The organism is Nocardia tenerifensis NBRC 101015 (assembly GCF_000308715.1).
Lineage (GTDB): Bacteria > Actinomycetota > Actinomycetes > Mycobacteriales > Mycobacteriaceae > Nocardia > Nocardia tenerifensis.
Window position 1 is genome coordinate 1 of the sequence record NZ_BAGH01000209.1, and the last position, 23,946, is coordinate 23,946.

At 68.6% G+C, this 23,946-nt stretch carries 21 protein-coding genes; 12 read left to right on the forward strand and 9 right to left on the reverse strand.

Annotated features, from left to right (window positions below):
- Positions 1-427: 427 nt before the first annotated feature.
- Together ON39_RS45960 and ON39_RS17670 are read right to left on the reverse strand one after the other, a co-directional pair.
- Positions 428-3,277, reverse strand: coding sequence for an AfsR/SARP family transcriptional regulator (locus tag ON39_RS45960; RefSeq protein WP_051186755.1), 2,850 nt, complete (start codon positions 3,275-3,277; stop codon positions 428-430).
- Positions 3,278-3,669: 392 nt separating this feature from the next.
- Complete coding sequence (locus ON39_RS17670; protein ID WP_040735420.1) at positions 3,670-4,065, reverse strand: VOC family protein; 396 nt, start codon at positions 4,063-4,065, stop codon at positions 3,670-3,672.
- Positions 4,066-4,180: 115 nt separating this feature from the next.
- Here ON39_RS17670 and ON39_RS17675 point away from each other — a divergent pair, with 115 nt between their 5' ends.
- Positions 4,181-4,888 (forward strand): dienelactone hydrolase family protein, encoded by a 708-nt coding sequence (locus tag ON39_RS17675; RefSeq protein WP_040735422.1) that lies wholly within the window; start codon positions 4,181-4,183, stop codon positions 4,886-4,888.
- 10 nt (positions 4,889-4,898) lie between these two features.
- On the opposite strand, the gene ON39_RS17680 is transcribed toward ON39_RS17675, so the two are convergent.
- Positions 4,899-5,681, reverse strand: coding sequence for a crotonase/enoyl-CoA hydratase family protein (locus ON39_RS17680; RefSeq protein WP_040735424.1), 783 nt, complete (start codon positions 5,679-5,681; stop codon positions 4,899-4,901).
- 496 nt (positions 5,682-6,177) lie between these two features.
- Here ON39_RS17680 and ON39_RS17685 point away from each other — a divergent pair, with 496 nt between their 5' ends.
- From ON39_RS17685 to ON39_RS17695, 3 genes are read left to right on the forward strand one after another with little or no spacing between them, the layout of a single operon-like run.
- Complete coding sequence (locus ON39_RS17685; RefSeq protein ID WP_040735451.1) at positions 6,178-6,753, forward strand: NADPH-dependent FMN reductase; 576 nt, start codon at positions 6,178-6,180, stop codon at positions 6,751-6,753.
- On the forward strand, positions 6,750-7,934 hold the full coding sequence (locus ON39_RS17690; RefSeq protein ID WP_040735426.1) for an MFS transporter: 1,185 nt from the start codon (positions 6,750-6,752) through the stop codon (positions 7,932-7,934). Before ON39_RS17685 ends, ON39_RS17690 begins: the two co-directional genes overlap by 4 nt.
- Before the next feature lie 27 nt (positions 7,935-7,961).
- Positions 7,962-8,828, forward strand: a complete 867-nt coding sequence (locus ON39_RS17695; protein WP_040735428.1) for an alpha/beta fold hydrolase — start codon at positions 7,962-7,964, stop codon at positions 8,826-8,828.
- Positions 8,829-8,878: 50 nt separating this feature from the next.
- On the opposite strand, the gene ON39_RS17700 is transcribed toward ON39_RS17695, so the two are convergent.
- Positions 8,879-9,748: an alpha/beta hydrolase gene (locus tag ON39_RS17700; RefSeq protein ID WP_040735431.1), complete on the reverse strand. Its 870-nt coding sequence runs from the start codon at positions 9,746-9,748 to the stop codon at positions 8,879-8,881.
- On the opposite strand from ON39_RS17700, the gene ON39_RS48855 reads away from it, so the two are divergent.
- On the forward strand, positions 9,729-10,259 hold the full coding sequence (locus ON39_RS48855) for a helix-turn-helix transcriptional regulator (RefSeq protein ID WP_157195487.1): 531 nt from the start codon (positions 9,729-9,731) through the stop codon (positions 10,257-10,259). The two genes, ON39_RS17700 and ON39_RS48855, sit on opposite strands and share 20 nt — an antisense overlap.
- Positions 10,260-10,354: 95 nt before the next feature.
- Positions 10,355-11,536, forward strand: a complete 1,182-nt coding sequence (locus tag ON39_RS17710; protein ID WP_246002653.1) for an AI-2E family transporter — start codon at positions 10,355-10,357, stop codon at positions 11,534-11,536.
- A gap of 1 nt (position 11,537) precedes the next feature.
- Here ON39_RS17710 and ON39_RS17715 read toward each other — a convergent pair whose 3' ends face one another.
- The gene (locus tag ON39_RS17715) at positions 11,538-12,203 is read right to left on the reverse strand and encodes an enoyl-CoA hydratase-related protein (RefSeq protein WP_040735432.1); all 666 of its coding nucleotides are present in this window, start codon (positions 12,201-12,203) and stop codon (positions 11,538-11,540) included.
- 44 nt (positions 12,204-12,247) lie between these two features.
- A complete protein-coding gene (locus ON39_RS17720; RefSeq protein ID WP_040735434.1) occupies positions 12,248-12,847 on the reverse strand; it encodes a TetR/AcrR family transcriptional regulator in 600 nt (199 codons plus the stop codon).
- Between the two features lie 216 nt (positions 12,848-13,063).
- On the opposite strand from ON39_RS17720, the gene ON39_RS17725 reads away from it, so the two are divergent.
- The gene (locus ON39_RS17725; protein ID WP_040735435.1) at positions 13,064-13,639 is read left to right on the forward strand and encodes a TetR/AcrR family transcriptional regulator; all 576 of its coding nucleotides are present in this window, start codon (positions 13,064-13,066) and stop codon (positions 13,637-13,639) included.
- On the opposite strand, the gene ON39_RS17730 is transcribed toward ON39_RS17725, so the two are convergent.
- A complete protein-coding gene (locus ON39_RS17730; RefSeq protein ID WP_040735437.1) occupies positions 13,615-15,474 on the reverse strand; it encodes a Na+/H+ antiporter in 1,860 nt (619 codons plus the stop codon). The genes ON39_RS17725 and ON39_RS17730 overlap by 25 nt on opposite strands.
- A 126-nt stretch (positions 15,475-15,600) precedes the next feature.
- Between ON39_RS17730 and ON39_RS17735 the strand changes: the two genes are divergently transcribed.
- The 4 genes from ON39_RS17735 (at position 15,601) to ON39_RS17750 (ending at position 21,880) form a co-directional block, all read left to right on the forward strand.
- Positions 15,601-16,503 carry an alpha/beta fold hydrolase gene (locus ON39_RS17735; protein ID WP_040735458.1) on the forward strand — a complete coding sequence of 301 codons (903 nt, stop codon included), beginning with the start codon at positions 15,601-15,603 and terminating at the stop codon, positions 16,501-16,503.
- Positions 16,504-16,903: 400 nt separating this feature from the next.
- A complete protein-coding gene (locus ON39_RS51170; RefSeq protein ID WP_281278339.1) occupies positions 16,904-17,524 on the forward strand; it encodes a TetR/AcrR family transcriptional regulator in 621 nt (206 codons plus the stop codon).
- A 1,132-nt stretch (positions 17,525-18,656) separates the two neighbouring features.
- Positions 18,657-19,628 (forward strand): enoyl-CoA hydratase/isomerase family protein, encoded by a 972-nt coding sequence (locus tag ON39_RS17745; RefSeq protein WP_040735442.1) that lies wholly within the window; start codon positions 18,657-18,659, stop codon positions 19,626-19,628.
- Positions 19,625-21,880: a molybdopterin-dependent oxidoreductase gene (locus ON39_RS17750; RefSeq protein ID WP_040735444.1), complete on the forward strand. Its 2,256-nt coding sequence runs from the start codon at positions 19,625-19,627 to the stop codon at positions 21,878-21,880. The genes ON39_RS17745 and ON39_RS17750 overlap by 4 nt, the downstream gene beginning before the upstream one ends.
- Positions 21,881-21,985: 105 nt before the next feature.
- Here the strand turns inward: ON39_RS17750 and ON39_RS17755 are convergent, their stop codons facing one another.
- Entirely contained in the window at positions 21,986-22,603 is a 618-nt protein-coding gene (locus tag ON39_RS17755) for a M23 family metallopeptidase (RefSeq protein ID WP_040735461.1), read from the reverse strand.
- A gap of 264 nt (positions 22,604-22,867) precedes the next feature.
- On the opposite strand from ON39_RS17755, the gene ON39_RS17760 reads away from it, so the two are divergent.
- Complete coding sequence (locus ON39_RS17760) at positions 22,868-23,191, forward strand: ArsR/SmtB family transcription factor (protein WP_040735446.1); 324 nt, start codon at positions 22,868-22,870, stop codon at positions 23,189-23,191.
- Positions 23,192-23,384: 193 nt separating this feature from the next.
- Here the strand turns inward: ON39_RS17760 and ON39_RS17765 are convergent.
- A partial coding sequence (locus tag ON39_RS17765; protein WP_040735463.1) for a glycosyltransferase family 9 protein occupies positions 23,385-23,946 on the reverse strand: 562 nt, incomplete at its 5' end.

The following is a 23,946-nucleotide window of genomic DNA, read 5'->3' on the forward strand; positions in this document are numbered from 1 at the left end:
TGGCTACGTTTCGGCCATTCCGCCGCGGTTACGCGCCAGCCGCCTCGCCGTGGTTACGCGCTGGCCGCCTCGCCATGGTTACGCGCCAGCCACCCACCAGGGCTACGCGCTGGCCACCACAACGGCTATCTCAACCGCGGCTGAGCCTCACCTCGCGCGCCGGACCCAACGACGATGTGTGGGCCTTCTTCCGGTTCGTGCGCTGATTTCTGGCGCGCACCTCTGGCGCCCACCGAGGTGGCCCCGCCAAACGCCCCTGCCGGGAGGCAGGCCCGACAGTGTGCCGACTCCTGGCGTCGCGGCGACGTCATCGACGTGCAGCACGTCTACAGGAGTGTCGGCGTGACAACGGCAGCCACCGTCGGCCGCGGGTTGCAGATCGGCGATCTACGCGGCGTCGTATGAATCATCAAACCCGGCCGGCCAGTCACGATTTCGCGAGACCGGCGACAGTTCCGGTGAACAACTCGACCATCGCCGACCAACTCGGAACCGGCCCGGACGGCTGAATACCGGCGAGTCCCTCGGCTTTCCGGTCCGCCAACCCCTGCGCGAGCGTACGCAGCAACCGGCACGGATCGGTGCCGATGCGTGCGGCATGGCCGAGAATCGCCGCGTGCAGTCGCTGCGCGATGTCCTTGTACCCCAGGCAGATCAGCGCGCAGACACCGGCGTCGAGGCAGAGCAGCACCTCCACCCCGTGGGGTTGCTGTTCGAAGGCGGTGAGTGCCGAGGAGAGGTAGTCGAGCGCCTGCCGTATCGACGTGGCGTCCGTGGGGGCTCGCATGAGCAGCGTCCAGGCGAGCATCGTCTCGATCTTGCCGCGAACCCAGATGTTGCCGTTGCGCGTCGCGCTGTCACGGCATGCGAGCATGGTCTCGATCGCGGTATCGACCTGTCCGTCATGGAATTGCAGTATCGCCGCTCCCACCCTGGCGTTCACGCGCAGCGCCTCCGGCGCGATCGGACTCTCGGTGGCGGCGCGGAAACGACGGTGCGCGAGCCGAAACGCCCCCATGTCGTTCGACTCGGCCAACGCGTTGCTCTGTCCCGAATAGGCACGCATCAAAAGCAATTCGTGCTCCGGGTTCGTCGCGTCGAGCTGGCCGATGGCCGATTCGGCCGCACGCACCGCCGCTGCGCTGTTCCCGGAGTGCGATTCGCTGATCGACAGCGCGATCAGCGCCTCGACGCGTTCGGTCAGCGCCGCGTCGGGGCAGGCGGCCAACGCGGCCCGGATACCGCGGATCGCCTCGCGCACGGTGCCGACCGTCACCGAGATCGTGGACAGCGCGCCCGTCGAACGCAGCGCCTCGATCGGACGGTGGGCCAGGTCGTGATGAAAACCGATGCGGATATTGGCCATTTCGGTCGAGAGCAGCGCGGCCGTGGCCGCCGATCGGGATCTGCTGAGCAGGCCCGCCTGCATCCGCATGAGCCGGCGAACCCAGTCCGCGTGTGCCTCTTGCGTTGCCGCGGGGTCCGGGTCGTTGTCGCGGCAGTAGCGCCGGATGGTCTCCAGCATCCGGTATCTGGCGCTGCCGTTCGTGACGTCCGCGATGACCACCGACCGATCGACGAGCGTCGAGAGCCGGGCGAGCACCGCGCCGTCACCGTCGCGCCACACCGATTCGGCTGCCTGCCAGGTGAATCCACCGCCGAAGGGCCATAGTCGCAGCAGCAGTGCTCGATCGGCGGTGTCGAGTTGTTCGACGCTCCAGGCGATGGCCGAGGTGAGTGAGTCGTGTGGGGACAGTGACCCGTGCGGTGTCGGTGCGAGCACGTCGGTGCGCTCGGGTAGCAGGGTGGCGATGCCGGACAGTCCGAGTACGCGCTCTCTGGCCGCGGCCAGTTCGATGGCCAGCGGCAGGCCGTCGAGCGCGCGGCAGATGGCGTGGGCGGCCCACTCGTCGTCCGGGGTGGCCCGCCAGTCGGCGCGGCCGGCGCTTACCCGCTCGTACAGCAATTCGACGGCGGGTCCGGCGTGGCCGTCGGAGGCGTCGGTCGTCAAGGGGTGCAACGGCATTACTCGCTCGCCCGCGATGCCGAGCGGGCGGCGGCTGGTGGCGAGGATGTGCACTCCGGCGGCGTGGGCCAGCAGCTCGGGCACGATGGTCGTCAGGCCGTCGACGAGGTGTTCGCAGTTGTCCAGGATCAGCAGACCGGATTGGTCGCGCAGCGCGTGCCGCACCGCGGTCATGGGATCGCCGATGACGCTGGGGATTCCGAGTGCCGCGGCGATCGACGGCGCGACGTCCGCCGCGCTGCGACTGTCGGCCAACGGCACCAGCCAGGCGCCGGGTCGTTCGGCGGCGTACTCGATGACAAGGCGTGTCTTGCCGACACCTGCGGGGCCGACGACGGTCACCAAGCGGTTCTCGGTAAGCAATTCCTGGAGCAGGTCGAGCTCGGTGCGACGGCCGATGAACACCGACAGCGGTCGCGCCGGCCCCGTAACCGGCTCGGCCCCAACGCCTTCCGTCCGCACTGCGGCTTTCGCGCTGAGCTCCGCCGGCGCGGAGACGGCCAGTAGGCGCGGGTCATGGGCGAGCATCCGGTCCGCCAATTCCCGCAGCGCGGGCCCCGGTTCGATGCCGAGCTCATCGACGAGCAGATCGCGCACCCGCCGCAACTCGGCCAGCGCCTGTGCCTGCCGTCCGCTCCGATACAATGCCAACGCCAGCAATTCCCAGCGTCTTTCACGGTAGGGCGCCTCGGTGATGGTGCCGCTGAGCGCGACCACCGCCGCAGTGGCGTCCCCACATTCCAGACGGGCCGCCTGTAACTCCTCGAAGCCGAGCTCGTACAGCTCCAGCAGGCGTGCCCGGGCCGCGGAAACCGGCGCCGATTCCTCGAACTCCGGCCACGGTCGGCCGCGCCAGAGTGCGAGCGCCGACTCCAGCAACCCGATCGCCGTCGACGGGCGCCCGGCGGCCGAGGCCCGCAATCCGGCCGTCACCCGATCGGCGAACAGGCCGTGGTCGGTGCCCGACGGCCCGACCGCGAGCCGATAGCCGCCGGGCTCCGACACGATCCAGGATGCTCCGCGCGGCCCGAGCGCCATCCGCAATCGATGTACCGCGACCCGAACGGTTTTCGTCGCGTCGCGCGGCGGCTCGTCGCCCCACACCAGCTCCGCGAGCACGGAATGATCCACCGCGGCGCCCATTCCGGTCGCCAGCGCCGCGAGCAGCCGCCGCGCCACCGCTCCACCCAGGTCGACCACGACACCGTCCACCTCGACCGTGACGGGGCCGAGGATCCGACAGAGGATCATCGGACAACGCTACCGAACTCGCCGCATGGACCTCGCGAAACCTGCCGACGCGGTGATGCTGCCACACCGCACCGCGGCCGCCCGGCCTTGTCCACGGAGACGGCAGGCCGAGGTCGGGGCGTCTCGACCTCGAGCGCCGAGACCAACCCGCAGCCTGCGGCGTCACGGTAGGCCGAGGTGCTCACCTGCCGGGGCGTCTCGACCTCGAGTACCGAGCAAACCGCAGCCCGCGGTATCCACATCTCGGTACCGCGCTCCGGATCCAGGCGCGCACCGCCGCCCCGGCTTCGCCGCGCCGCGTGCCGCATCTGCGGGGCGGCGGGTTTCGCGCACAGTTGCGGCGAACCGCGCCCTTCGACAGTGACGCGAGCCGTCGCTGCGGACGACAGTGACTATTCCGCGAATTCGCCGCCCTCGTAAATGGTGGAACCATGCACGAAACACAGCCGGGTGCCGAACGGATCCTGGGCGTAGAACGAACGCTCGCCCCAGGCCTGCTCCTCGATGTCCGCGTCCACCTGCGCGGGTCCGGCGCGGCGCACCAATTCCCTGGTCTCCTCGATATCCTCGACGCCGAAATAGAGAATGCGCGGATCACCGTCGAGGTGGAAATCCCCGGACTCCGGACCCGGTTCCACGCAGGCGAGTATCACGCCGCCACATCGGAAGTAATGGCGATTCGCCCAGACACGCTCGCCGGGAGTCTGCAGAATCGTGGCGTAGAACTTGGTCGCCACCTCGATGTCGTCCACCGGTATGACGATTCGATAGATCCACGGGGTCGTCATGGCACGCATGGTACGCCGACGCCCGTGGCACGAAGCGCACCCGGCATAATCGCCGATAGCGGCCGGTAGCGCTCGTGCTGTACATGTCTGAGACACTGACCTAGATTCGGTGGGCATGGAGACGATTGAGCTCACCGCGCCCGATGGACGGCTCGAGGCGGTAGTGGAGCGGCCGTCCGGGGACGGGCCGTGGCCCGGAGTGGTGGTGATCCACGACGGCGTGGGATTCAGCGCGGATCTGCGACGCACCGTGCGGATGCTCGCCGACTACGGATACCTGACGATCGCGCCGAATCTGTTCTCGCGCGGCCGGGTCCGCTGCATTCGGACGATCTATCGCGCGCTGGTGTTCACCGGCGACGGCCCGCCCGTGCGCGACGTCCTGGCAGCGCGCGACCGGCTCGTCGCCGACCCCGACTGCACCGGCCGCACCGCCGTGGTCGGCTTCTGCATGGGCGGCGGGTTCGCACTCCTGGTCGCGCCCAAGGGTTTCGACGCGTCCGCGCCGTTCTATCCGTCCCTCTACGGCGACTACCGCGCCATGCTCGACGGCGCGTGCCCGGTGGTCGCCAGCTACGCCCAGCGCGATCCGATCCTGATCGGCGCCCCGCGCAAACTCGAGGAGGCGCTGACCGAACTCGGCGTCGAGCACGACATCAAGGTGTATCCGAAGGTCACCCACGCCTTCGCCAACTGCACCCCCGCCGACCCGCTGCTGCGCGTCACGGGCCTCGGCTACAACGAGGACGCGTCGCGCGACGCCTGGCATCGCATCTTCAGCTTCTTCGACACCCACCTCACCGGGGATGAAAAGCCAAGCTGATTAGGCTGATTCACACGCCGCGCCATTGCGGCGGCCGCTTCTCGGCGAACGCGCGCGGACCTTCCAGCGCGTCCTGGCTGGTGAACACCGGCCCTGCCTCCTCGAAGCTCATCTGCCAGATCGGCGTGTCCCAGTCCGAGCCGAACTCGTTGACGCGGTGCATGATTCGCTTGGAGGCGCGGACCGCCAGCGGTGCGTTCGACGCGATGGTCTCGGCGAGTTCCAGTGCGGCGGTCAGCACCTGATCCGCGGGCACCACCCGGTTGACCAGACCCCACTGCGCGGCCCGCGCGGCGTCGATCGGCGTGCCGGTCAACGCCAGCTCGAGCGCGATCTTCGGCGGCACCGCGCGCGGCAGCCGCAGCAATCCGCCTGCCGCGGCGACCAATCCGCGCGTCACCTCCGGCAGGCCGAGCGAGGCATCCTCGCTCATCACCGCCAGATCGCTGGCCAGCACGATCTCGGTGCCGCCGCCGAGGGCGAACCCGTTGACCGCCGCGATAAGCGGCTTGTCCACGAAATGCTGGACCAGTCCCGCGAATCCGTACTCCGGATGCGCCGGATCGTGAATCCCGTTGCCCCGCGCCAACTCCTTGAGATCGGCTCCCGCGCAGAACGCGCGCCCCGCCCCGGTGATCACCCCCACCCGTAACTCCGGATCGGCGGCCAGCTCGTCCAACGCCGCCCCCACGGCACTGGACAGCGCGGCGTTCACCGCGTTCATCGCCTCCGGACGATTCAAGGTGATTACAGCGACGTGCCCCCGCCGTTCCAACACAGCTGCCTCGGCCACAGTGACCCTCCTCCAGAAGATCACCCGAACCTACCGCCCCCGCCCCGCCGCGTACTCCCCGATCCCGGTCACCGGGCCGGATCGTCGACCGGCGCCCCCGGGTTCAGGGCCGCCCGCACGCTCTCAACCAGGGGTCGTGGCGCGAATAGTCCGCAGCTCGGCGGCGGGAGTCCGGCGTCGGCAACGGAGTCGCGCCATAGAGTTCGAAGCGCGCTCCCGCAGCGCCCCGTCCCGAATCCAAAACTCTCCCATCGGAATCGGGAATCAATACGCCACCTCTAACCGTTCATAGTCTTTTGAATGGTTAGAAAGCCTGAAACAGTGAGGTCTCCGATGTCTGCTCCGCCCCTTGTCCCACCCCACATCGCCACCGGTCGCGCCGCACAGCTGCCCGCCGACGTGCAGCAGACGCTCGACCGGCCGATCCTCCGCCACCACTCCCACTGACCATCCGATGCAGGTCTCGCCACGACTCGGCGACCACGAAAGAAGTTCGATGAACAACCACACCGTCCTCGCCATCTCCGGCAGCTTGCGCGCCGACTCGCACAACACCGCCTTGCTGCGCGCCGCCCAGAAGTACAGCGACGGCCTCGATATCGAGATCTATGACGGCCTGCGCGAGATCCCGCCCTACGACATGGATCAGGACACCCCGGACCGGCGGCCCGCGGCGGCGGCCGACCTGCGCCGCCGTCTCACCGCCGCCGACGGCGTGTTGTTCGCGACGCCCGAGTACAACTACTCGATCCCCGGCGTGCTGAAGAACGCCATCGACTGGGTGAGCACCGACTGGACCAAGACCGAGGGGCTGCCGCTGCTCCGTAAGCCGATCGCGATCATGGGCGCCGCGCCGACCCAATTCGGTTCGGTCCGTGCGCAACTCGCACTGCGACAGGTCTTCGTCTGGACCGACAGCGATGTCGTGGGGAAGCCGGAGGTCATCGCCTTCCGCTCGCACGAACGCTTCGACGACGCGGGCAACCTCGCCGACGAGACCACCATCGAGCTGCTCGCGGACCTGCTCGCCGCGCTGACCGTGAGAATCGAACGGGCCAAGGGGCAGTCGTGAACCTCTACCCGACGCCCATCGGGCGTGCACAGCTCGCCTGGGCCGGACTCGCGGCCATGACCGTGTCGTTCGGCCTGAACTTCACCATGGGAGTGTTCTTCGCTCCGACCGCCGCCGAATACGGCATCTCGGCCACCGCGCTCGCCGTCGCCGCTGCTCTGGGCACCGCCGTCACAGGCTTGGCCCAGCACGGCATCGGCAGGCTGCTCGACAGGATCGGGCCCAAACTCGTACTGGTCGGCGGGCTCACGCTGATCTCCGGCAGTTATCTCGTGCTGGCGGAGGTCACGCGGACCTGGCAGTTCGTCGCCGCCTACATGGTGCTGGGCGGGCTGGGATTCGCGTCCTCGTCGACGCTGACCGTGACCACGCTGCTCGGTCGTGCCCACGGCGCGAACGCCGGGCCCGCCATGGCCAGAGCGGCGATCGGCATCAACGTCGGGCAGCTGATCGCACCCTGGTTGGCCACGACGCTGTTCGATCCCGTCGGGGTGCGCGGCGCCTTCGCCCTGTTGGGTGCGATCGGTCTGGCCGCGACCGGAGTGCTCGCCGTGATCCTGCCGGCCGATCAGCGTGCTCCTACCGGCGCGGGTGCGGGGGAGTCACTGGCCGATCGCTGGAAAGTGCTGGTGGGCTTCGGTTTACACGCGGCGACCCTGTACGTGGTCGTGTTGATGCTGCCCAAACACGCGGTGGAGCAGGGCTGGACGGTCGCGGGCGCGGGCAGGCTCGTCGCGCTCGCGGCGCTGGCAGCGGGGGTGACCTCGGCGGCGATGGTGCGTCTACTCCGTCGGCACCCACCGGAAACCCTTCTCCGAGTGCTTTATTCGGTGCGGCTGACGGCGCTGCTTGCCGCGGTGTTCGTGCCGGGACCGCAGGTCTTGGTCGTAGTCGCGGTGCTGTTCGGCATCGCCTCGTTCCCGGTCATCCCGCTCACCATGGCGATCCTGTCGCGCGGTCTCGACCCGGCCCGGATGGGCCGAACGCTGGCCCCGGCCTGGGTGACCCACCAGCTCGCGGCGGCCACCGGCCTCGGCGTGGCCACCGTCGTGCACGCCCTCACCGACAGCTATCGCGGCTACTTCGCCCTCGGCGTGCTGTTCACCGTCGCCGCCGCCGTGTCGATCAACCCGGCTCGCCACCGCGAGCCGGCCATCCAGAACTCGGCCTGGGCCGAGTAGAAACCCATCGAGAAAGTGAGATCCATCATGAACCAGGCCCGCCACAACAACATTCAGATCCAGGGACAGAACATCTTCTACCGGGAGGCCGGCGACCCGAATAAGCCCACTGTGCTTCTGCTGCACGGCTTTCCGAGCAGCTCGGCCATGTTCCGCAACCTGATTCCCGCCCTCGCCGAGGACTACCACGTGATCGCGCCCGATCACCTGGGCTTCGGCCAGTCGGCCGCGCCGAGCGTCGACGAATTCGATTACACCTTCGACGCGCTCACCGCCCTCACCCTCGAACTGCTCGACATCCTCGGCATCGAACGGTTCGCGATCTACATCCAGGACTACGGCGCCCCCATCGGTCTGCGCATCGCCTCGCGCAACCCCGAACGGGTCAGCGCGATCATCACCCAGAGCGGCAACGCGTATATGGAGGGCTTCACCCCGTTCTGGGAGGTGCTGTTCGCGCATGCCGGTGATCGCGTCACCCACGAGCCCGAGGTGCGCAAGCTGCTCGAGCTCGACGCGACGAAATGGCAATACACGCACGGTGTTCCGGCCGATCGGCTGGCGCTGGTGAGCCCCGACACCTGGATGCTGGATCAGGCCTACCTAGATCGTCCGGGCAACAAGGAGATCCAGTTGCAGCTGTTCTTCGACTACAAGAACAACCTCGACGGCTACCCGGACTTCCAGAAGTACTTCGCCGAGCACCGCCCGCCGACGCTGATCACCTGGGGCGAACACGACGAGATCTTCGGCGCCGACGGCGCCCGTGCCTATCTGCGTGATCTGCCCGACGCCGAGCTGCATCTGCTCGACGCCGGCCATTTCGCCTTGGAGACACACGGGCCGGAGATCGTCGCGCTGATTCGTGACTTCCTGGGCCGGGTCCTGGTCTGAAGCTGACAATGCCGCCCCGTGCTCGCGTACGGGGCGGCATTCCCGCGGTCTCAGCCTGCCGAGACCGAACGGAAGAGTGCCGCGGCCGCGTCGGCGGCGGCGTCGATGAGCCGCGGGTCGTCGTAGAAGTCGATCTGCCCCACCGATTCCAGCCACAGCTCGGACTTCGGGCTCGACACGGTCGCGTAGAACTTACGGGCGAAGGCGGGCGCCAGCGCGTTCTCCGAATGGATCATCGCATACGGCGCCGCGAGCCGGGCCGCGGCCTCGATGGTGTCGAAATCGCTTGTGTAGGCGAAGGATTGGACCGCGAACCCGTTGGTGTAGTTGGGTACCGCGCCGCGCGGCGTGCCGTAGTACTCGTAGGCTTCGCGCAGCGGCATCCCGACATCTCCGCCGTCGGGGGCGACCGCGGGAATCTGCTCGGCGACCCCGGTCTCCCGCCACACCTGCTCGGCGGCCCGGCCGCGAGCGATGGCCTCCTGACTGGGCGGGGCGGCGGCGGTGTCGGCGTAGTAGCCCGCGACTCCGACGAATGCCCGGATACGAGGATCATCGGCGACCGCTCGTGCCATGTATCCGGCGCCGGCACACACGCCGACGGCGGTGATCGGCAGATCTGTGGTCCGCTCATCGGCGAGCAGGGCCGTCACGGCATGCTGGATGTCTCGCGCCTTCCCGAGCGGGTTCTCGAACTGTCTTGGCAGACCATCGCTTTCGCCGAAAGTCCGGTGATCGAAGGCGAGCGCCGCGAAACCACGCTCGGCCATCGCCCTGGCGTACGCGCCGGCGGCTTGCTCCTTGACCGAGGTCAGCGGGCCGGTCGTGACGACCGCGCCCAGCGGCGTGCCCTGGGGCAGATACAGCGTGCCGACGAGCTGATCGCCGTCGGTGGTGAAGGTGAAGTGTTCGGTTCTCATATCTGTTCCCTCGAAATCATGCCGACGAGAGAGCTTACGATGGCCGCAAACACCTAGCGCTACAGTCATCGCGGAACTCACGCTGCTCGAGGACGACGCGCACGCGCTGCTGCCGCAATCCCAGCCCGGTCTCGAGAAGATCCTCCAGCACCACGCCGACCTCACCTTGGCCGCCGCCAAGCCGGTGCTGCGCTGGTACGACGCTTTCCGGGTCGCGCTGGACATCGTCTTCGAGCAGAACGCCATCTCGCTGGAAGCGGTGGCCGAGCGGCTGGCGATGAGTCCGCGAACTCTGCAACGCCGCCTCGCCGAACACGAGACGAACTGGCGCACCGAGGTCGAGCGAGTCCGGCAGGAGCGCGCGCTCGCCCTGTTGAGCGATCCCGAACTGCCGATGCGATCGATCGCCCGCCGCCTCGGCTACAGCGATGAGCGGGCGTTGCGCCGGGCGGTTCGGCGCTGGCACGGGGCGCCGCCCTTCGCCGTTCGCGACGGGCTCGTCGCGGGCTGAAGCTCGCGACCGGCCACGCCGGGATGGTGTTCCGGGAAGCGCCTCGCGTGTCCGGTGGACTGCTCAGATCGAGACGACGTGCGAGACTTGCCCCCGTGAGTGGGCCGAAGGAAGACTTTCAGCACAACGCCGGCAAATCCGGCGCGGCACGGCGCGGCGGCAGTCGGGCGGTGCCTGATCGCGGGGACGTGATCGGGTCGGGGATTCTCTGGCTGGCCAAGTGGGCGGTGTGCATCGTCGCGATCGCGGCGGGCGCGTGGGTGCTGATGTATCTGATCGGGAAACTGTGGGTGGTCATCCTGCCCGTGGCGCTCGCGATCGTCATCGCGACCGTGCTGTGGCCGCCCACCCGGTGGCTCACCGAGCGCGGCCTGCGCCCCGCGCTCGCGGCGACGATCACGATGGCCGGGTTCATCGCGGCGCTGGCCGGCATCGTCGCGCTGATCGTCCCGTCGGTGGTGGATCAGGCGCCAGACCTCGCCGACAAGTCCACCGCGGGCGTGAATCAGGTGCGCGACTGGATGCAGGGGCCGCCGCTGCGCATCCGCGACGAGCAGCTCAACTCCGCGGTCGACGCGATCGTGTCGCGGTTGCAGTCGAGCGCAGCGCAGATCGCGGGCGGCGTGTTCAGCGGCGTGTCCACCGCGACCTCGGTCCTCATCACCCTGTTCCTGGTGCTCGTGCTGAGTTTCTTCTTCGTCAAGGACGGCCCGCGCCTGCTGCCTTGGCTGCACGCGGTCCTCGGCAGCCGCGGCGGCAGGCACGTGGAGGAGGTGCTGAACCGGGTCTGGGTCACCCTCGGCGGTTTCATCCGGACCCAAGCGCTGGTGAGCCTGATCGACGCGGTCTTCATCGGCGCGGGCCTGGTGATCCTCGGCGTCCCGCTGGCGCTGGTGCTCGCGGTGATCACGTTCATCGGCGGTTTCGTCCCGATGGTCGGCGCGTTCGTGGCCGGTGCGCTGGCGGTGCTCGTCGCGCTGGTCGGCAACGGGTTCACCACCGCGCTGATCGTGCTCGGCATCATCGTCGCGGTGCAGCAACTGGAAGGCAATGTGCTGCAACCGGTTCTGCAGAGCCGCAGCATGAAGCTGCACGCGGTGCTGGTGTTGCTCGCCGTGACCGCGGGCGGCTCGCTGTACGGCATCGTCGGCGCGTTCCTCGCCGTCCCGGTCGTGGCGGTGGTCGCGGTGGTGGTCCGCTACATCGGCGAGCAGATCGATGTGGTCACCGCCGTGCCCGCGGAATCGGACGACGAGGTTGGGCCCGCGCCGGAGTAGCTCAGTCGGCCTGGCGCGCCGCCAGGAGCGCGGTGATGGCGCCGGCGAACATGGTGTTCTTGATCGCGCCGAGCGTGCCGGAGTCCTTGCCGCCCAGCGGTGCCAGCATGGCGAGCGCGGTGTCCAGCACGGCGTCCTCGGCGGCGGTCGCGTCGACGATATCGACGGTGAGCGCGTCGTTTCCGCCGAAGCGCCGACCGGTCGTCATCGAGGCGACCGCCGTTTTCGGGCTGAGCTTGGCCTGGATGAGCGCGGCCATGCCCTCGGTGAACGGGATGCGAATGTCGACCTCGGGGAAGCAGAAGTAGCCGCGATCGGCGCGCATGACGCGATAGTCGTGCGCGATGGCGAGCATGGCACCCGCGCCGAAAGCGTGCCCCGGCAGCGCGGCGACGGTGGGGACGGGCAGGGTCAGCACCCGCGCGAACAGCGCCTGCACCTCGCCGACGTACCACTGGGTGCGCTCGCCGTTGGCGCCGAGCCAGTCCAGGTCGAGACCGTTGGAGAAGAACTTGCTGCTCGCGGTGGTGACCAAGCCGTGCGCGCCGTCGGCCAGCGCGGTGTCGAGTTGGGCGTTCACCGTCTCGAGAAAGTCCGGGGAGAAACGGTTTTCGTCGTCGCCCAGGTCGAGGACGGCGATCTTGTCGTGGTAGCTCAGGGTCGGCATGGGATTCCTTGTGTCGAGAGGGGTTACGGGGTGGACGATTTCGGTCACGGCGGCGGGCCCAGTGCGAGCACGGCCCGCACCGAGGCGCGGAGTTGTTCGCGGGCAAGGGGATTGGTGAAACGGTTGCGGCGCAGCAGGATCGCGGTCGGCAGATCGACCAGGCACAGGGTGAGCACGTCGACCGCGCGACCGTCGCCGCGACCCCACAGGTGCCGCGAGAGCCGGATCATCAACTCCACCAATACCTTGTCGGTCTCCGCGAGTTCGGTTGCGACGCTCTCGGGCACCTCGCCGAGCAGTTCCGCGCGCTCGACGGTGAGCAGCAACCGTGACGACTCGGGGAATTTCTCGGCGAACACCACCGGCGCCTCGGCCGCGGCCACCACCGCCTCGACACCGTCCTGCTCGGCCAGCGCGGCCGTCACCAACGAGGACTGCAACGCCAGAAACCGCTGCGCCGCCCGCAGCCAGGCACGTCCGAGCAACTCCGCCCGCGAACCGAACGTGTGGTAGATCGCGCCGTTGGACACGCCCGTCGCCGCGGAAACGGCGCGGGTGGTGACGGCGGCCGGGCCCGAGCGGACGGCCAGCGACTCCGCGGCATCGAGCACGAGGTCGGGATCGTGAGTCCGGGGACGAGGCATGAGACCACAATAACAGAGCATTCGCTCTGTTATTCACCGGGTGCGGCCGGACCCTCGATTCCCGCACGCGCACTACATATTTCGCCAGGTAACAGGTACTAGGGGTCCCCCTAGAAGGTGACGAAATGCCTTGGCTATCCTCGTACGAGCCGACGAGACAATGGGGTACTGTTCGGTCCTCCCACCCCTGCCCGAACGAACAGAACGGCGCCCGGCATGTCACGTGTGGTCACCAAGGAGCAGTACTTCGACACGGCTCTGGAGGTGCTCGCCGAACTCGGATTCAAGGGGCTCAATATCGGCGTGCTGTGCCGTCGGCTCGGCGTCACCAGCGGCTCGTTCTACCACCACTTCGGCAGCTGGCAGGGCTTCGTCGACGCGCTGTTAGAACACTGGGAGAACCGGCAGGTGCTGATCCTGCGCACGCTGAAGTTCAACCAGGGCAACCCCGACGACGACATCCGCGCCATGTCCGACCTCGCCTCCGGCCTGCACCACGCGGCCGAGGCGGCCATCCGCGCGTGGGCGGCCAACGACGAATCGGTGAACCTGGCGCTCAAGCGGGTCGACGAATCCCGCAGGCGCACCGTGCACAAGGCGATCAAGGGCGTCGTCGGCGACGACGACACGGCCGCGGTGGTAACCGGGCTCGGCATGGCGATGCTCATCGGCTACCAGCAGATCGCCGCGGGCGGCGAAGACCTCTCCCTGGACCGGCTGCTCAGCGAGTACGCGCGCCTGATTTACTCCCACGCGAAACACCGCGCTCAGCCGAGCAATTCGTCCACGTAGCACCAGCGCCACGCCTCGCCCGGCTCGACGCTGCGCATGACCGGATGCCCCGTGCCGCCGTAGTGCTTGGTCGCGTGGTTGCCCACCGAGGAGTCGCAGCAGGCAACGTGCCCGCAGGACAGGCACATTCGCAGATGCACCCAGCTCATCCCCTCGGCGACGCATTCCCCGCAGACATCGGGGCCCGCCGGATCCCGTACCATGGGCGCGTTTTCGAGGTGCATGCACGTAGCGCCCGCGCTGGGCGCGGCGAGCGGCTCGACGCGTTCCTCCTCCGACTCGTCGTACCGGTCGATCATCGACTCCTCCAGGTCGAGCCTGGCCAGTACGTACTGCAGGATCTCGTAGTCGGCGCCGCCGGAATCCCGAACGCGCAGTACCGTTTCCCGCTCCGCCCGCAGCATCGCCAGCCGCAGCCGCCGATACTCCGCGGTCGGCGTCGCCAGCTCGGACTCCGACCGGCCCAGCCGCTCCCACGCCGCGTTGGTCTTCCAGGTGACCCGGTCACGCAGCGAATCCACCACCGACGCGGGCGTTTCCGGCGTGATCCACTTGTCGAGCTCGGCCAGCCCGGCGGTCGTGGCCTGCTGGAGCAGGTTCGCCTTCTGCAGCGCGTTCTCGGCGCGGCTCGGCCCGCGCAGGCGCAGCAGCCGCACCAGCCACGGCAGCGAAGTGCCTTGCAGCAGCAGCGTTCCCGCGACGACGACCAGCGCGAGCAGTTTCAGCACCGGCAACTGCGGAGTGTCCTCGGGCAGCAACAACACCGCGGCCAAGGTGACCACGCCGCGCATGCCCGCCCACGACACCACCGTCGAGTGCCGCAGCGGCACCCCGCCGGAGTGGCGGCCGAGCCGGCGAATCAGCAACGACCACGGGAAGATCCACAGCGGACGTGCGAGCATCGTCACCAGCAGCACGCCGAGCGCGGCCACCACCACGGTCCGATGATCGAGCCCGCTGCTCCACGCGCCCTCGATGATCGCGCGCACCTGCAACCCGATGATCACGAATACCGAGCTCTCCAAGATGAATTGGATGGTGCGCCAGTTGGTGCGCTCCGCGATGCGCGAGGCCGCGCTCTGCCACACCGGCGCACCGTGCCCGAGAATCATGCCGCAGGTGACCACCGCGATCACACCGGAGGCGTGGATTCCCTCGGCGGGCAGATACGCCGCGAACGGCGCGAGGAACGACAGGGTCGTGTCCAGCACCGGGTCGGTGATCCGACGGCGAAGCAGCGCAAGCAGATACGCGACGACCACGCCCACCGCGGCGCCGCCGCCCGCGGCCAGCACGAAGTCGCCGCCCGCCTGCCACACCGTCACCGTCCCCGCCGACGCGGCGATCGCGGTGCGCAACGCCACCAGCGCGGTCGCGTCGTTGAACAGCGACTCGTCCTCGAGGATCGTGACGATCTGGCGCGGCATCCCGATCCGCCTGGCCACCGCCGTGGCCGCCACCGCGTCCGGCGGCGCGACCACCGCACCGAGCGCCACCGCCACCGCGAACGGCACCGGCAGCAGCCACCACACCACCGTCGCGACCGCGAACGTGCTGAACAGCACCAGACCCACCGACAGCGACGCGATCGTGGGCACATTGGCGCGGAAATCGACCAGCGAGGTCCGGATCGCCGCCGTATACAGCAGCGGCGGCAGCAATCCGAGCAGAATGATCTCCGGATCGGGGTGGATCTCCGGCACGAACGGCAGATAAGACGCCGCGACCCCGGCCAGGGTCAGCACGAGGGGCTCGGACACTCCGAACCGGCGGGCCAGCGCCGCCAGCGCTGCCGCTGAGGCAACAAGAACCACTAGGCCGATCGCGACATGCACCGTCGCATTCTCGCAGAGCGCATCGATGGCAACTCCGCCCGCGGGTACATGACACGTCCGACGTCGACGGAATTCCTGTGGCGGAGGGGTCGAGGGTCCATGCTTGTCGGCGACAAGGAGGTAGGCATGGAGGAGTTTGCGTCCTGGCGGGCGAACGGCAGGCGGTTCACCCACCGCGGCCATCAGATCTTCTATCGCGACGACGGCGGTGGCGCCGACGGCACACTGCTCTGCATCCACGGTTTCCCGACCGCGTCCTGGGACTGGCACCGCGTCTGGCCCGGCCTGTGCCAGCGGTTCGCCCGGGTCCTCGCGCCGGACATGATCGGCTTCGGCTGGTCGGCGAAGCCCCGCAATTACCTGTACTCCATCGCCGATCAGGCCGATATTCACGAGAATCTGCTGCGTGAGCAGGGCGTCGACCGGGTCCACATCCTCGCCCACGACTACGGCGACACGGTCGCTCAAGAATTGCTCGCCCGCGACGCCGAGCGCAGGGCCGCGGGCGACACGTCGCTGGTCATCGAGTCCGTGTGCCTGCTCAACGGCGGCCTGTTCCCGGAGACCCACCGGGCCCGGCTCGTACAGCGGCTGCTCGCCGGTCCGTTCGGACCAGTCGCGAGCATGTTGGCGAGCGAGCGCGCGTACACCTCCAGCCTGTCCGGGGTATTCGGGCGCGATACGAAACCTAGCGAAAAGGAACTGGACCAGTTCTGGACGTTGTGGTGCAGCAAACGCGGAAAGCGCAACGGGTACAAGCTGATTCGGTACATGGGGGAGCGCAAGAGGTATCGCGAGCGCTGGGTCGGCGCGCTGCGCGACACCGCCGTCCCCCTGCGCCTCATAGACGGGCTGCTCGACCCCGTCTCCGGCGCGCATATGGTGCAGCGCTATCGCGAGCTGATTCCGAACCCCGACGTGGTGGAGCTGCCGAAGGTCGGGCACTACCCGCAGGTCGAGGCACCCGAGGAGGTCCTCGCAGCCTTCCTCGATTTTCACGCCACGCGAGTGCCGCACGGGACGACCTGAGGTTTGCCCGGTCTCGTACTTCTTGAAATCCGCTGCCTTCATGGAGTCCGCTTCGACCGGGCGCGGGATGACTCGAGGGCCGCGCGGCTTTGCACTTTTCGAGGTCCGCAGCTTTCAGGGATCCGCCTACATCGGCCATCCGAAGCAGGTGCGCGATGCCGGATTTCGCGCTGCTCGTATTGGCCGGTCGCGCGGTTCCTCGTCGTTCTTCGGGCTCGGCCCGCCGGTGTTCCTGCAGCTCGCGATACACCACTGCCCCGGGGCTCGCCGAGTGCGCCCGCACCGGGCACGGATGACCTGAGGGCCGCGCGGCCTTGCACTTTTCGAGGTCCGCACCCTTCGAGTCCGTCCATACCGGGCAGTGCGGCCGTGTCTATGGCACGTCCCATAACATGGGGTTATGGCAGCAACACGCCGAGCGCGTAGTGAGGGGTCGGTGCGCCCGCGTCAGGGCGATGCGCGGCGGCGGATGATCGAGGGCGCGGTCGAGTCGTTGCGGGTGCACGGTGCCAGTGCGACGAGTGTGGATCGGGTGCTCAGCGCCACCGGTGCGCCGCGCGGCTCGGTGTACCACCACTTTCCCGGCGGGCGGACCGAGCTGATCAACGATGCGGTCGTCACGGCAGGCACCGTCATGTCCGAGTTCATCGAGCGCCTCACCCACGACAACGATCCTGTCACGGCCCTCGACCTGTTCGGCTCGATGTGGCGACGCACCTTGACCGACAGCGACTTCCGCGCCGGCTGCCCCATCTTCGCCGTCGCCGTCGAAACCAACGACGACGCACCGGAATTCGCCCGCGCTGCCGCCGACATCTTCGCCCGCTGGGAACGCTTGCTGGCCGACATGCTCATCCGAGACGGCGTCCCCGCCCCCCGCGCCCGCACCCTGGCCACCCTCACCGTGGCCGCCTTCGAAGGCGCGATCGCCCTCTGTCGAGCCCAACACGACATCACCCCCCTCGACAACGTCCTCGACGAACTCCGCACCCTGATCCCCACCGCCCCCCGCACCCCCTGAGCCCAGCCTCGAAGCCCGGTACCTCCCACATCCCGCCCCTGGTCAACCGATCATGCGGAACAGGCGCGCATGCCAACGCGCGCCGCTCTCGGCGAGCAGAGTCATGTGGTCGCCAAGTGATCTTCGCCGGCAACCATATGACTCTGTTCGATGGATGCGTCAGCGGTGAGGGCGGGCTGCGGCATTGCGGATCCGGCGATTTTCCGCATACCTCGAACCAGCGCACCCCAAGTGATGCTTCAGGACATGCCACGGGCCCAGCCGGACGGCCCGACATGGCTGGGAGCCGCCCGCAATGACGTGGCGTTCGGCGGACCCCCTCATGCTCCCGAAACGCCAAGCCGCAGAACCTATCCGACTTGCCGGGGCAAGCCGAGCAGGCCACCGCTGGCGTGCACAGTCGCACCAGAAACTTTTCGGCGACATGACCGGGCACAGTTCGTCACAGCACAGCATGTCAACGCGCGCAGCTGGTCAACTTCGTCATCGAGCAGAGTCATATGGTCGCCAAGAGACCTTCGCAGGCAGGCATACGACTCCGCTCGATGGATGCGGGAGCTGCGGGCGGGGCTGCGGCATAGCGGACCAGCGATGTCCCGCGCACTTCCGAACCGGCGCGCCCCAAGTGATACCTCTTGATATGCCACGTTGACCCAGCCGGACTGCCCGACATGATCGGCCACAGTTCGCCACAGCACAGCGCATGCCAACGCGCGCTGCTGCTCGCTAGTGCTCCGTCCGGTGAGCAGAGTCCTTTGGTCGCCAATTGATCTTCGCGGGCAGCCATTTGACTCTGCTCGATGATTGCGACACTTTATCCCGCTCGGCGCATGTCGACGCGCGCTGCTGCTCGCCAGAGTTCCGTCGGCGAGCAGAATCATTTGGTCGCCAATTGATCTTCGCGGGCAGCCATATCACTCTGCTCGATGGATGCGGGAGTTGCGAAGGCGGGCTGCGGCATAGCGGACCTGCCAAAGTTTCGCGCACCTCGAACAACGCGCACCCCAAGTGGTACCTCTTGACACACCTATTATGGTAGACACCATAATCACGTAACGCCTCGGCTGAATAAGCCTCACACCGGGGCATTCTCGTCGATCGACCGTTGTCTCGTGCCTCGAAGGAGCCGCTGATGTCCGCCGCTGAGCTGCAGTTGGAGACTATTGAGTTGGTCCGGGACGGGCGGGTGTTGACGGCGCGGGTCGTCGCGCCGCCGCTCAACTTCGCTACGCCGGAGTTCGTCCGCGATTTGGATGTGTTGACCGCCGCGGTCGACGCGGACGACAGCGTCGGCGCGGTCGTGTTGACCGGCGGGTTGCCGGGCCGGTTCCTCACCCACGCGGACCCGAGCGCGCTGACCGGCATGATCGAGCTGCCGCACCCGTTCATCCCGGCCCGCGCCGCGGCGCCGTTCCTGCGGCTCGGCGACGCGGCGATGCGGCTGCCGGGCGCGACCCGGCTGGCGGAGCGCTTCGGCGGCGGGCTCGGCACGGGATTGGTGTGGGGGCACCGCTGGAAGAAGACCACACTGCGGATGAACCGGTCCGGCGTGGTATATCTGGCCGCGATCAACGGCCCCGCCCTCGGCGGCGGCCACGAGATCGCGCTGTCGTGTGACCTGCGGTACGCGGCCGACGCCGAGCACGTGAAGCTGGGTCAGATCGAGACGCTGGCCAATCTGATCCCGGGCGGCGGTGGCACGCAACGGCTTTCGCGTCTCCTGGGCGCCGCCAAGGCGATCGAGGTGACCCTCGAGGGCGCGCCGCTCTCGGCCGGGGAAGCGTACCGGCTGGGTTTGGTGCACCGGCTGTTCCCCGAGAATCAACTCCTGGCCGAAACACAAGCGATCGCAGCGCGATTGGCCACCCGCAACCCGGTGGTCGTCGCGGAGGCCAAGCGCGCCATCTACTTTGGCACCGACCGCTCGCTCTCGCGCGGCCTCGATCGCGAACAGGCCGGCTTCATCTCCGCGGGCACCACCGCCGCGGCCGCCCGCACCACCACCGCCTTCTTCGAGGACCTCGAACGCCTAGGCGACACACCGTTTCTCGCGAACCTCAAACCGTGGCTCGACGGCACCCGCGTGGATCAGGTCAGCGAATGACCGCCGACCGCACGGTGGACACCGCGCCGTGGCACAAAACCGCCTGCATCCTTTGCGAGAACAACTGCGGCCTGCTGATCCAGCTCGACGACCGCCGCTTCGCCAAGATCCGCGGCGACAAGGAGCACGTCGCCTCCGCCGGCTATACCTGCAACAAGGCGCTGCGTCTCGACCACTATCAGAACGGCGGCGTCCGCCTCGACACGCCGCTGCGCCGCGAACCCGACGGCACCTTCACCGAAATCGACTGGGACACAGCAATTTCGGAGATCGCCAAGCGGCTGACCGAGGTCCGGAACCGGTACGGCGGCGACAAGATCTTCTACTACGGCGGTGGGGGACAGGGCAATCACCTCGGTGGCGCGTACAGCGGAGCGCTGCGCCGAGCCGTCGGCGCCCGCTACCGATCCAGCGCCCTGGCCCAGGAGAAGACCGGCGAAGGCTGGGTCGACGCCCACCTCACCGGCGGCCACACCACCGGCGACTTCGAACACGCCGAGGTGTCGATATTCCTCGGCAAGAACCCCTGGCAGTCGCACGGCGTCCCGCGCGCCCGCACGGTCTTGCAGCAGATCGCCAAGGACCCGGCCCGCAGCATGATCGTGCTCGACCCGGTGCGCACCGAGACCGCCGACCTCGCCGATTTCCATCTGCGGGTACGTCCGGGCACCGACGCGTGGTGCCTGTCGGCGATCCTCGCGGTCATCGTCCAGGACGACCTGGTCGACCACGCCTTCCTCGCCGAGCACACCACCGACTCCGCCGCCGTCCTGTGCGCACTGTCCGGCATCGATGTCCCCGCCTTCGCCGAGATCTGCGGCGTCCCAGAGGAACTCGTGCGCGCCACCGCCCACCGCATCGGCACCGCGACCAGCGTCGCCACCTATGAGGACCTCGGCGTCCAGCAGAGCCCCAACAGCACGCTCATCTCGTATCTGAACAAACTGCTGTGGCTGCTCACCGGAAACTTCGCCAAACGCGGTGGCATGCACCCGCATTCGTGGATGGCGCCGCTGGCCGGATACAGTCGCGACATCAAGCGCACGCCCGTCACCGGCGCGCCCATTCTGGGGGGCATGGTGCCGTGCAACTCCATCGCCGAGGAGATCCTCACCGACCATCCCGATCGGTTCCGCGCGATGATCATCGAATCCGCCAATCCCGCGCACTCCCTGGCCGATTCGGCCAAGTTCCGGCAGGCCCTCGAAGCGCTCGACCTCGTCGTCGTGCTCGACGTCGCCCTCACCGAGACCGCGCGCCGCGCCGACTACGTGCTGCCCGCGGCGAGCCAATTCGAGAAGTGGGAGGCCACCTTCTTCAATCTCGAGTTCCCGCACAACACTTTTCACCTGCGCGCGCCCGTGCTCGACCCGCTGCCCGGCACCCTCCCCGAACCGGAGATCTACGCGCGACTACTTCGCGAACTCGGCACCGTGAGCGGAGGGAAGCTCGCCGTGCTGCGGGCGGCCGCGAAACTCGGTCGCCGCCCGTACAAATGGGCGTTCGCCGCGCTGCTCGCGGCCGACAGATCCCTCGCCGGCGTCGCGCCGTACGTGCTGTACGAGACGCTCGGCCCGACGTTACCCGACGGCGCACGTTCCGCCGCGGTGCTGTGGGCGCTGAGTCAGCGCATCGCCAAGGTGTACCCGGCCGCCATGCGCCGCGCCGGACACCGCGACGCCGCCGCCCTCTTCGACGCGATCCTCGCGGGCCGCTCCGGCGTCACGTTCACCATCGACGACTACGCCGACGCCTGGGACTACCTGCCGCACCCCGGCAAGCGAATCCCGTTGGCAATTCCGGAATTACTGCACGCCGTGCGCGAACTCGCCACGACCCCGGCCGTCCACACCACGTCGGAGTTCCCGTTCATTCTGGCCGCGGGGGAGCGCCGCGCGTTCACCGCGAACACGATCTTCCGCGACGCGACATGGCGCCACCGCGACCCCGACGGCTCCCTGCGCCTCAACCCGGACGACGCCGCCCACCTCGGCCTCGCCACCGGCGACCGGGCCCGCATCACCACGAGCCGCGGCACCGCCGTCTCGACCGTGGAGATCAACGACCGCATGCAACCCGGCCACGCCGCGCTCCCCAACGGCCTCGGCCTGGACCTGCCCGACGGTGACGGCACCCGGCGTACAGGCGTCGCCGCCAATGAACTCACCGACGTCACCTGGCGCGACGCCATCGCGGGCACGCCGTGGCACAAACACGTTCCCGCGCGCATCGAACCACTCCAAGACGCCTGAAGACGCGCGAACGCCCCGGCCGCGCACGTGTCACCGTTGACACGGACGCGGCCGGGGCGATCGCCGGTTCGTGAGCCCCTCATCGACTCGCGAAAGGCGTTGGGGTCAGGGCGTATTGCCCTGCACGTCGATGCCGCGCGCGGCGAGCCAGGGGAGCGGGTCGATCGGCTCGCCGCCGGCCTGATGGATCTCGTAGTGCAGGTGCGGGCCGGTGGAGAAGCCGCGATTGCCGACGGTGGCGATGATGTCGCCCGCGCGGACCTGCTGGCCGACGGTGGCCAGGATGTCGTTGACGTGACCGTAGATGCCGATGGTGCCGTCGTCCTGCTGCACCCGGACCCACATGCCGAAGCCGCTGGCCGGTCCGGCCTCGATCACGACGCCGTCGGTGACCGCGGCGATCGGGGTGCCGATCGGGTCGGCCAGGTCCAGGCCCGCGTGCATCGCGCCCCAGCGCACGCCGAAGGTGGAGGTCAGCACGCCGGCGATCGGTCGGACGGTCTTGGGCCGCGCGGCCTCGACGGCCAGGCGGTTCTGTTCCCACACGACGGTGTCCGGCACGCTCTGCGGGATCTGCGCCTCGGGCGGGGTGAAGGCGGTGAACACCGCCTGCGTGGCGACGTCGGTGTCGGCGGAGGCGAGCTTGCCGGGGGTCAGGTGGTCTGCGGTCTGCTGATCGGCGGCGGCCAGGACGCCGAGCGAGGCGCTGACGACAGCGGACACGGCCACCGCGCGGGTGGCGGCACGGTGGCGTCGTGTCCGGGTCGCGCCCCGACGAGAAGATAACGGAACGGTCACGGGCATGCAACGAACGTACGGCAGGCTCATGCGGGTTCCGCAATCGTGTGGTTACCGTCACAGCCGTCCAAAAGCCCAGTTGAAGTATTACAGCTGTGTAACGCCAGGGCGCGCCTCGCGTGCTCACCTGGGGGAATTCTGTATCAGGGCGAGTTGACCAAGCGGTCGCTCGTTGAGCACACTATTTCAGTGGCGACTAATGGAGTGCGCGCCCTCGAGGCGCTGTCCGACCCGACCCGCCGCGCGATCTTCGAGGCCCTCCCGCAGGCCCCGCGCGCGGTCGGCGAACTCGCGGAACTCACCGGCGTGACCAGTTCCGCGGTCTCTCAGCACCTGCGCGTGCTGCGCGAGGCTCGCCTGGTCATGGTGCGTCCCGCGGGCAACCGACGCCTCTACTCCCTGGACCCGCGCGGCCTCGGCGACGCCCGCGACTACCTCGACCAGTTCTGGCCGAGCGCCCTCGCCGCCTACTCCGCGGCACTGCGGACCGCACGCACCGACGGGAGTGTGTGAGCCGCTCGGATTCGTCTCGCGAGCCAGTCTTGCTGTTCAAGGCAACTCGGTCGTGTCGCGCAGACGTACTGCAAGTCGCGTCGCGCGTACGGCGCAGCCTCGTCGCACACGCGGATGCAACCTGGTCGGCCGACGCGACCGAACTCTCGATAATGCAGTTGTAGCGCGAACCTGCTGACGACGGGTGGAACCGTCAGCCGACGCGACGATAAGGAGTCCGGCGAGCCTGCGTCCCCGGCGCGGGCCAATTGTGCTTGGTGAGCTGCTTGTCCACGGCGTTGATGACCTCGGTGACGCCGATGCGCAGCAGACCGGGATCGGGGGTGTCGGCATAGGGATCGCCGAGCTGACCGGCCCAGAGCACGGCGTGCCGGTTGAGCAGGTGCGGCGGCGGGCCGCCCCAGCGCGGCGGTGTCGGGCCGAAGATGAGGACGGTGCGCGTGCCGAACGCGGTGGCCAGGTGCGCGACCCCGGTGTCGCCGCTGATCACGAGCCCCGCCTCGGCGACGGTCGCGGCCAGCTCGGTCAGGTTCTGCTCCCCGGCCAGCACCCGGCTGATCGGCAGCCCGGCCCGCGCGGCGATGCCCAGCGCGATCTCGCGTTCGTACTCGTCGCCGGTGAGCACCACCTCGCGACCGAGCACGAGCAGATGCCGGACCACGGCCGCGAACCGATCGGGCGGCCAGCGGCGAGCCGGCGCGCCCGCGCCGACGTGCACGACGACGCAGTCGCGGTGGCTCCTGGTCGAAACCGGC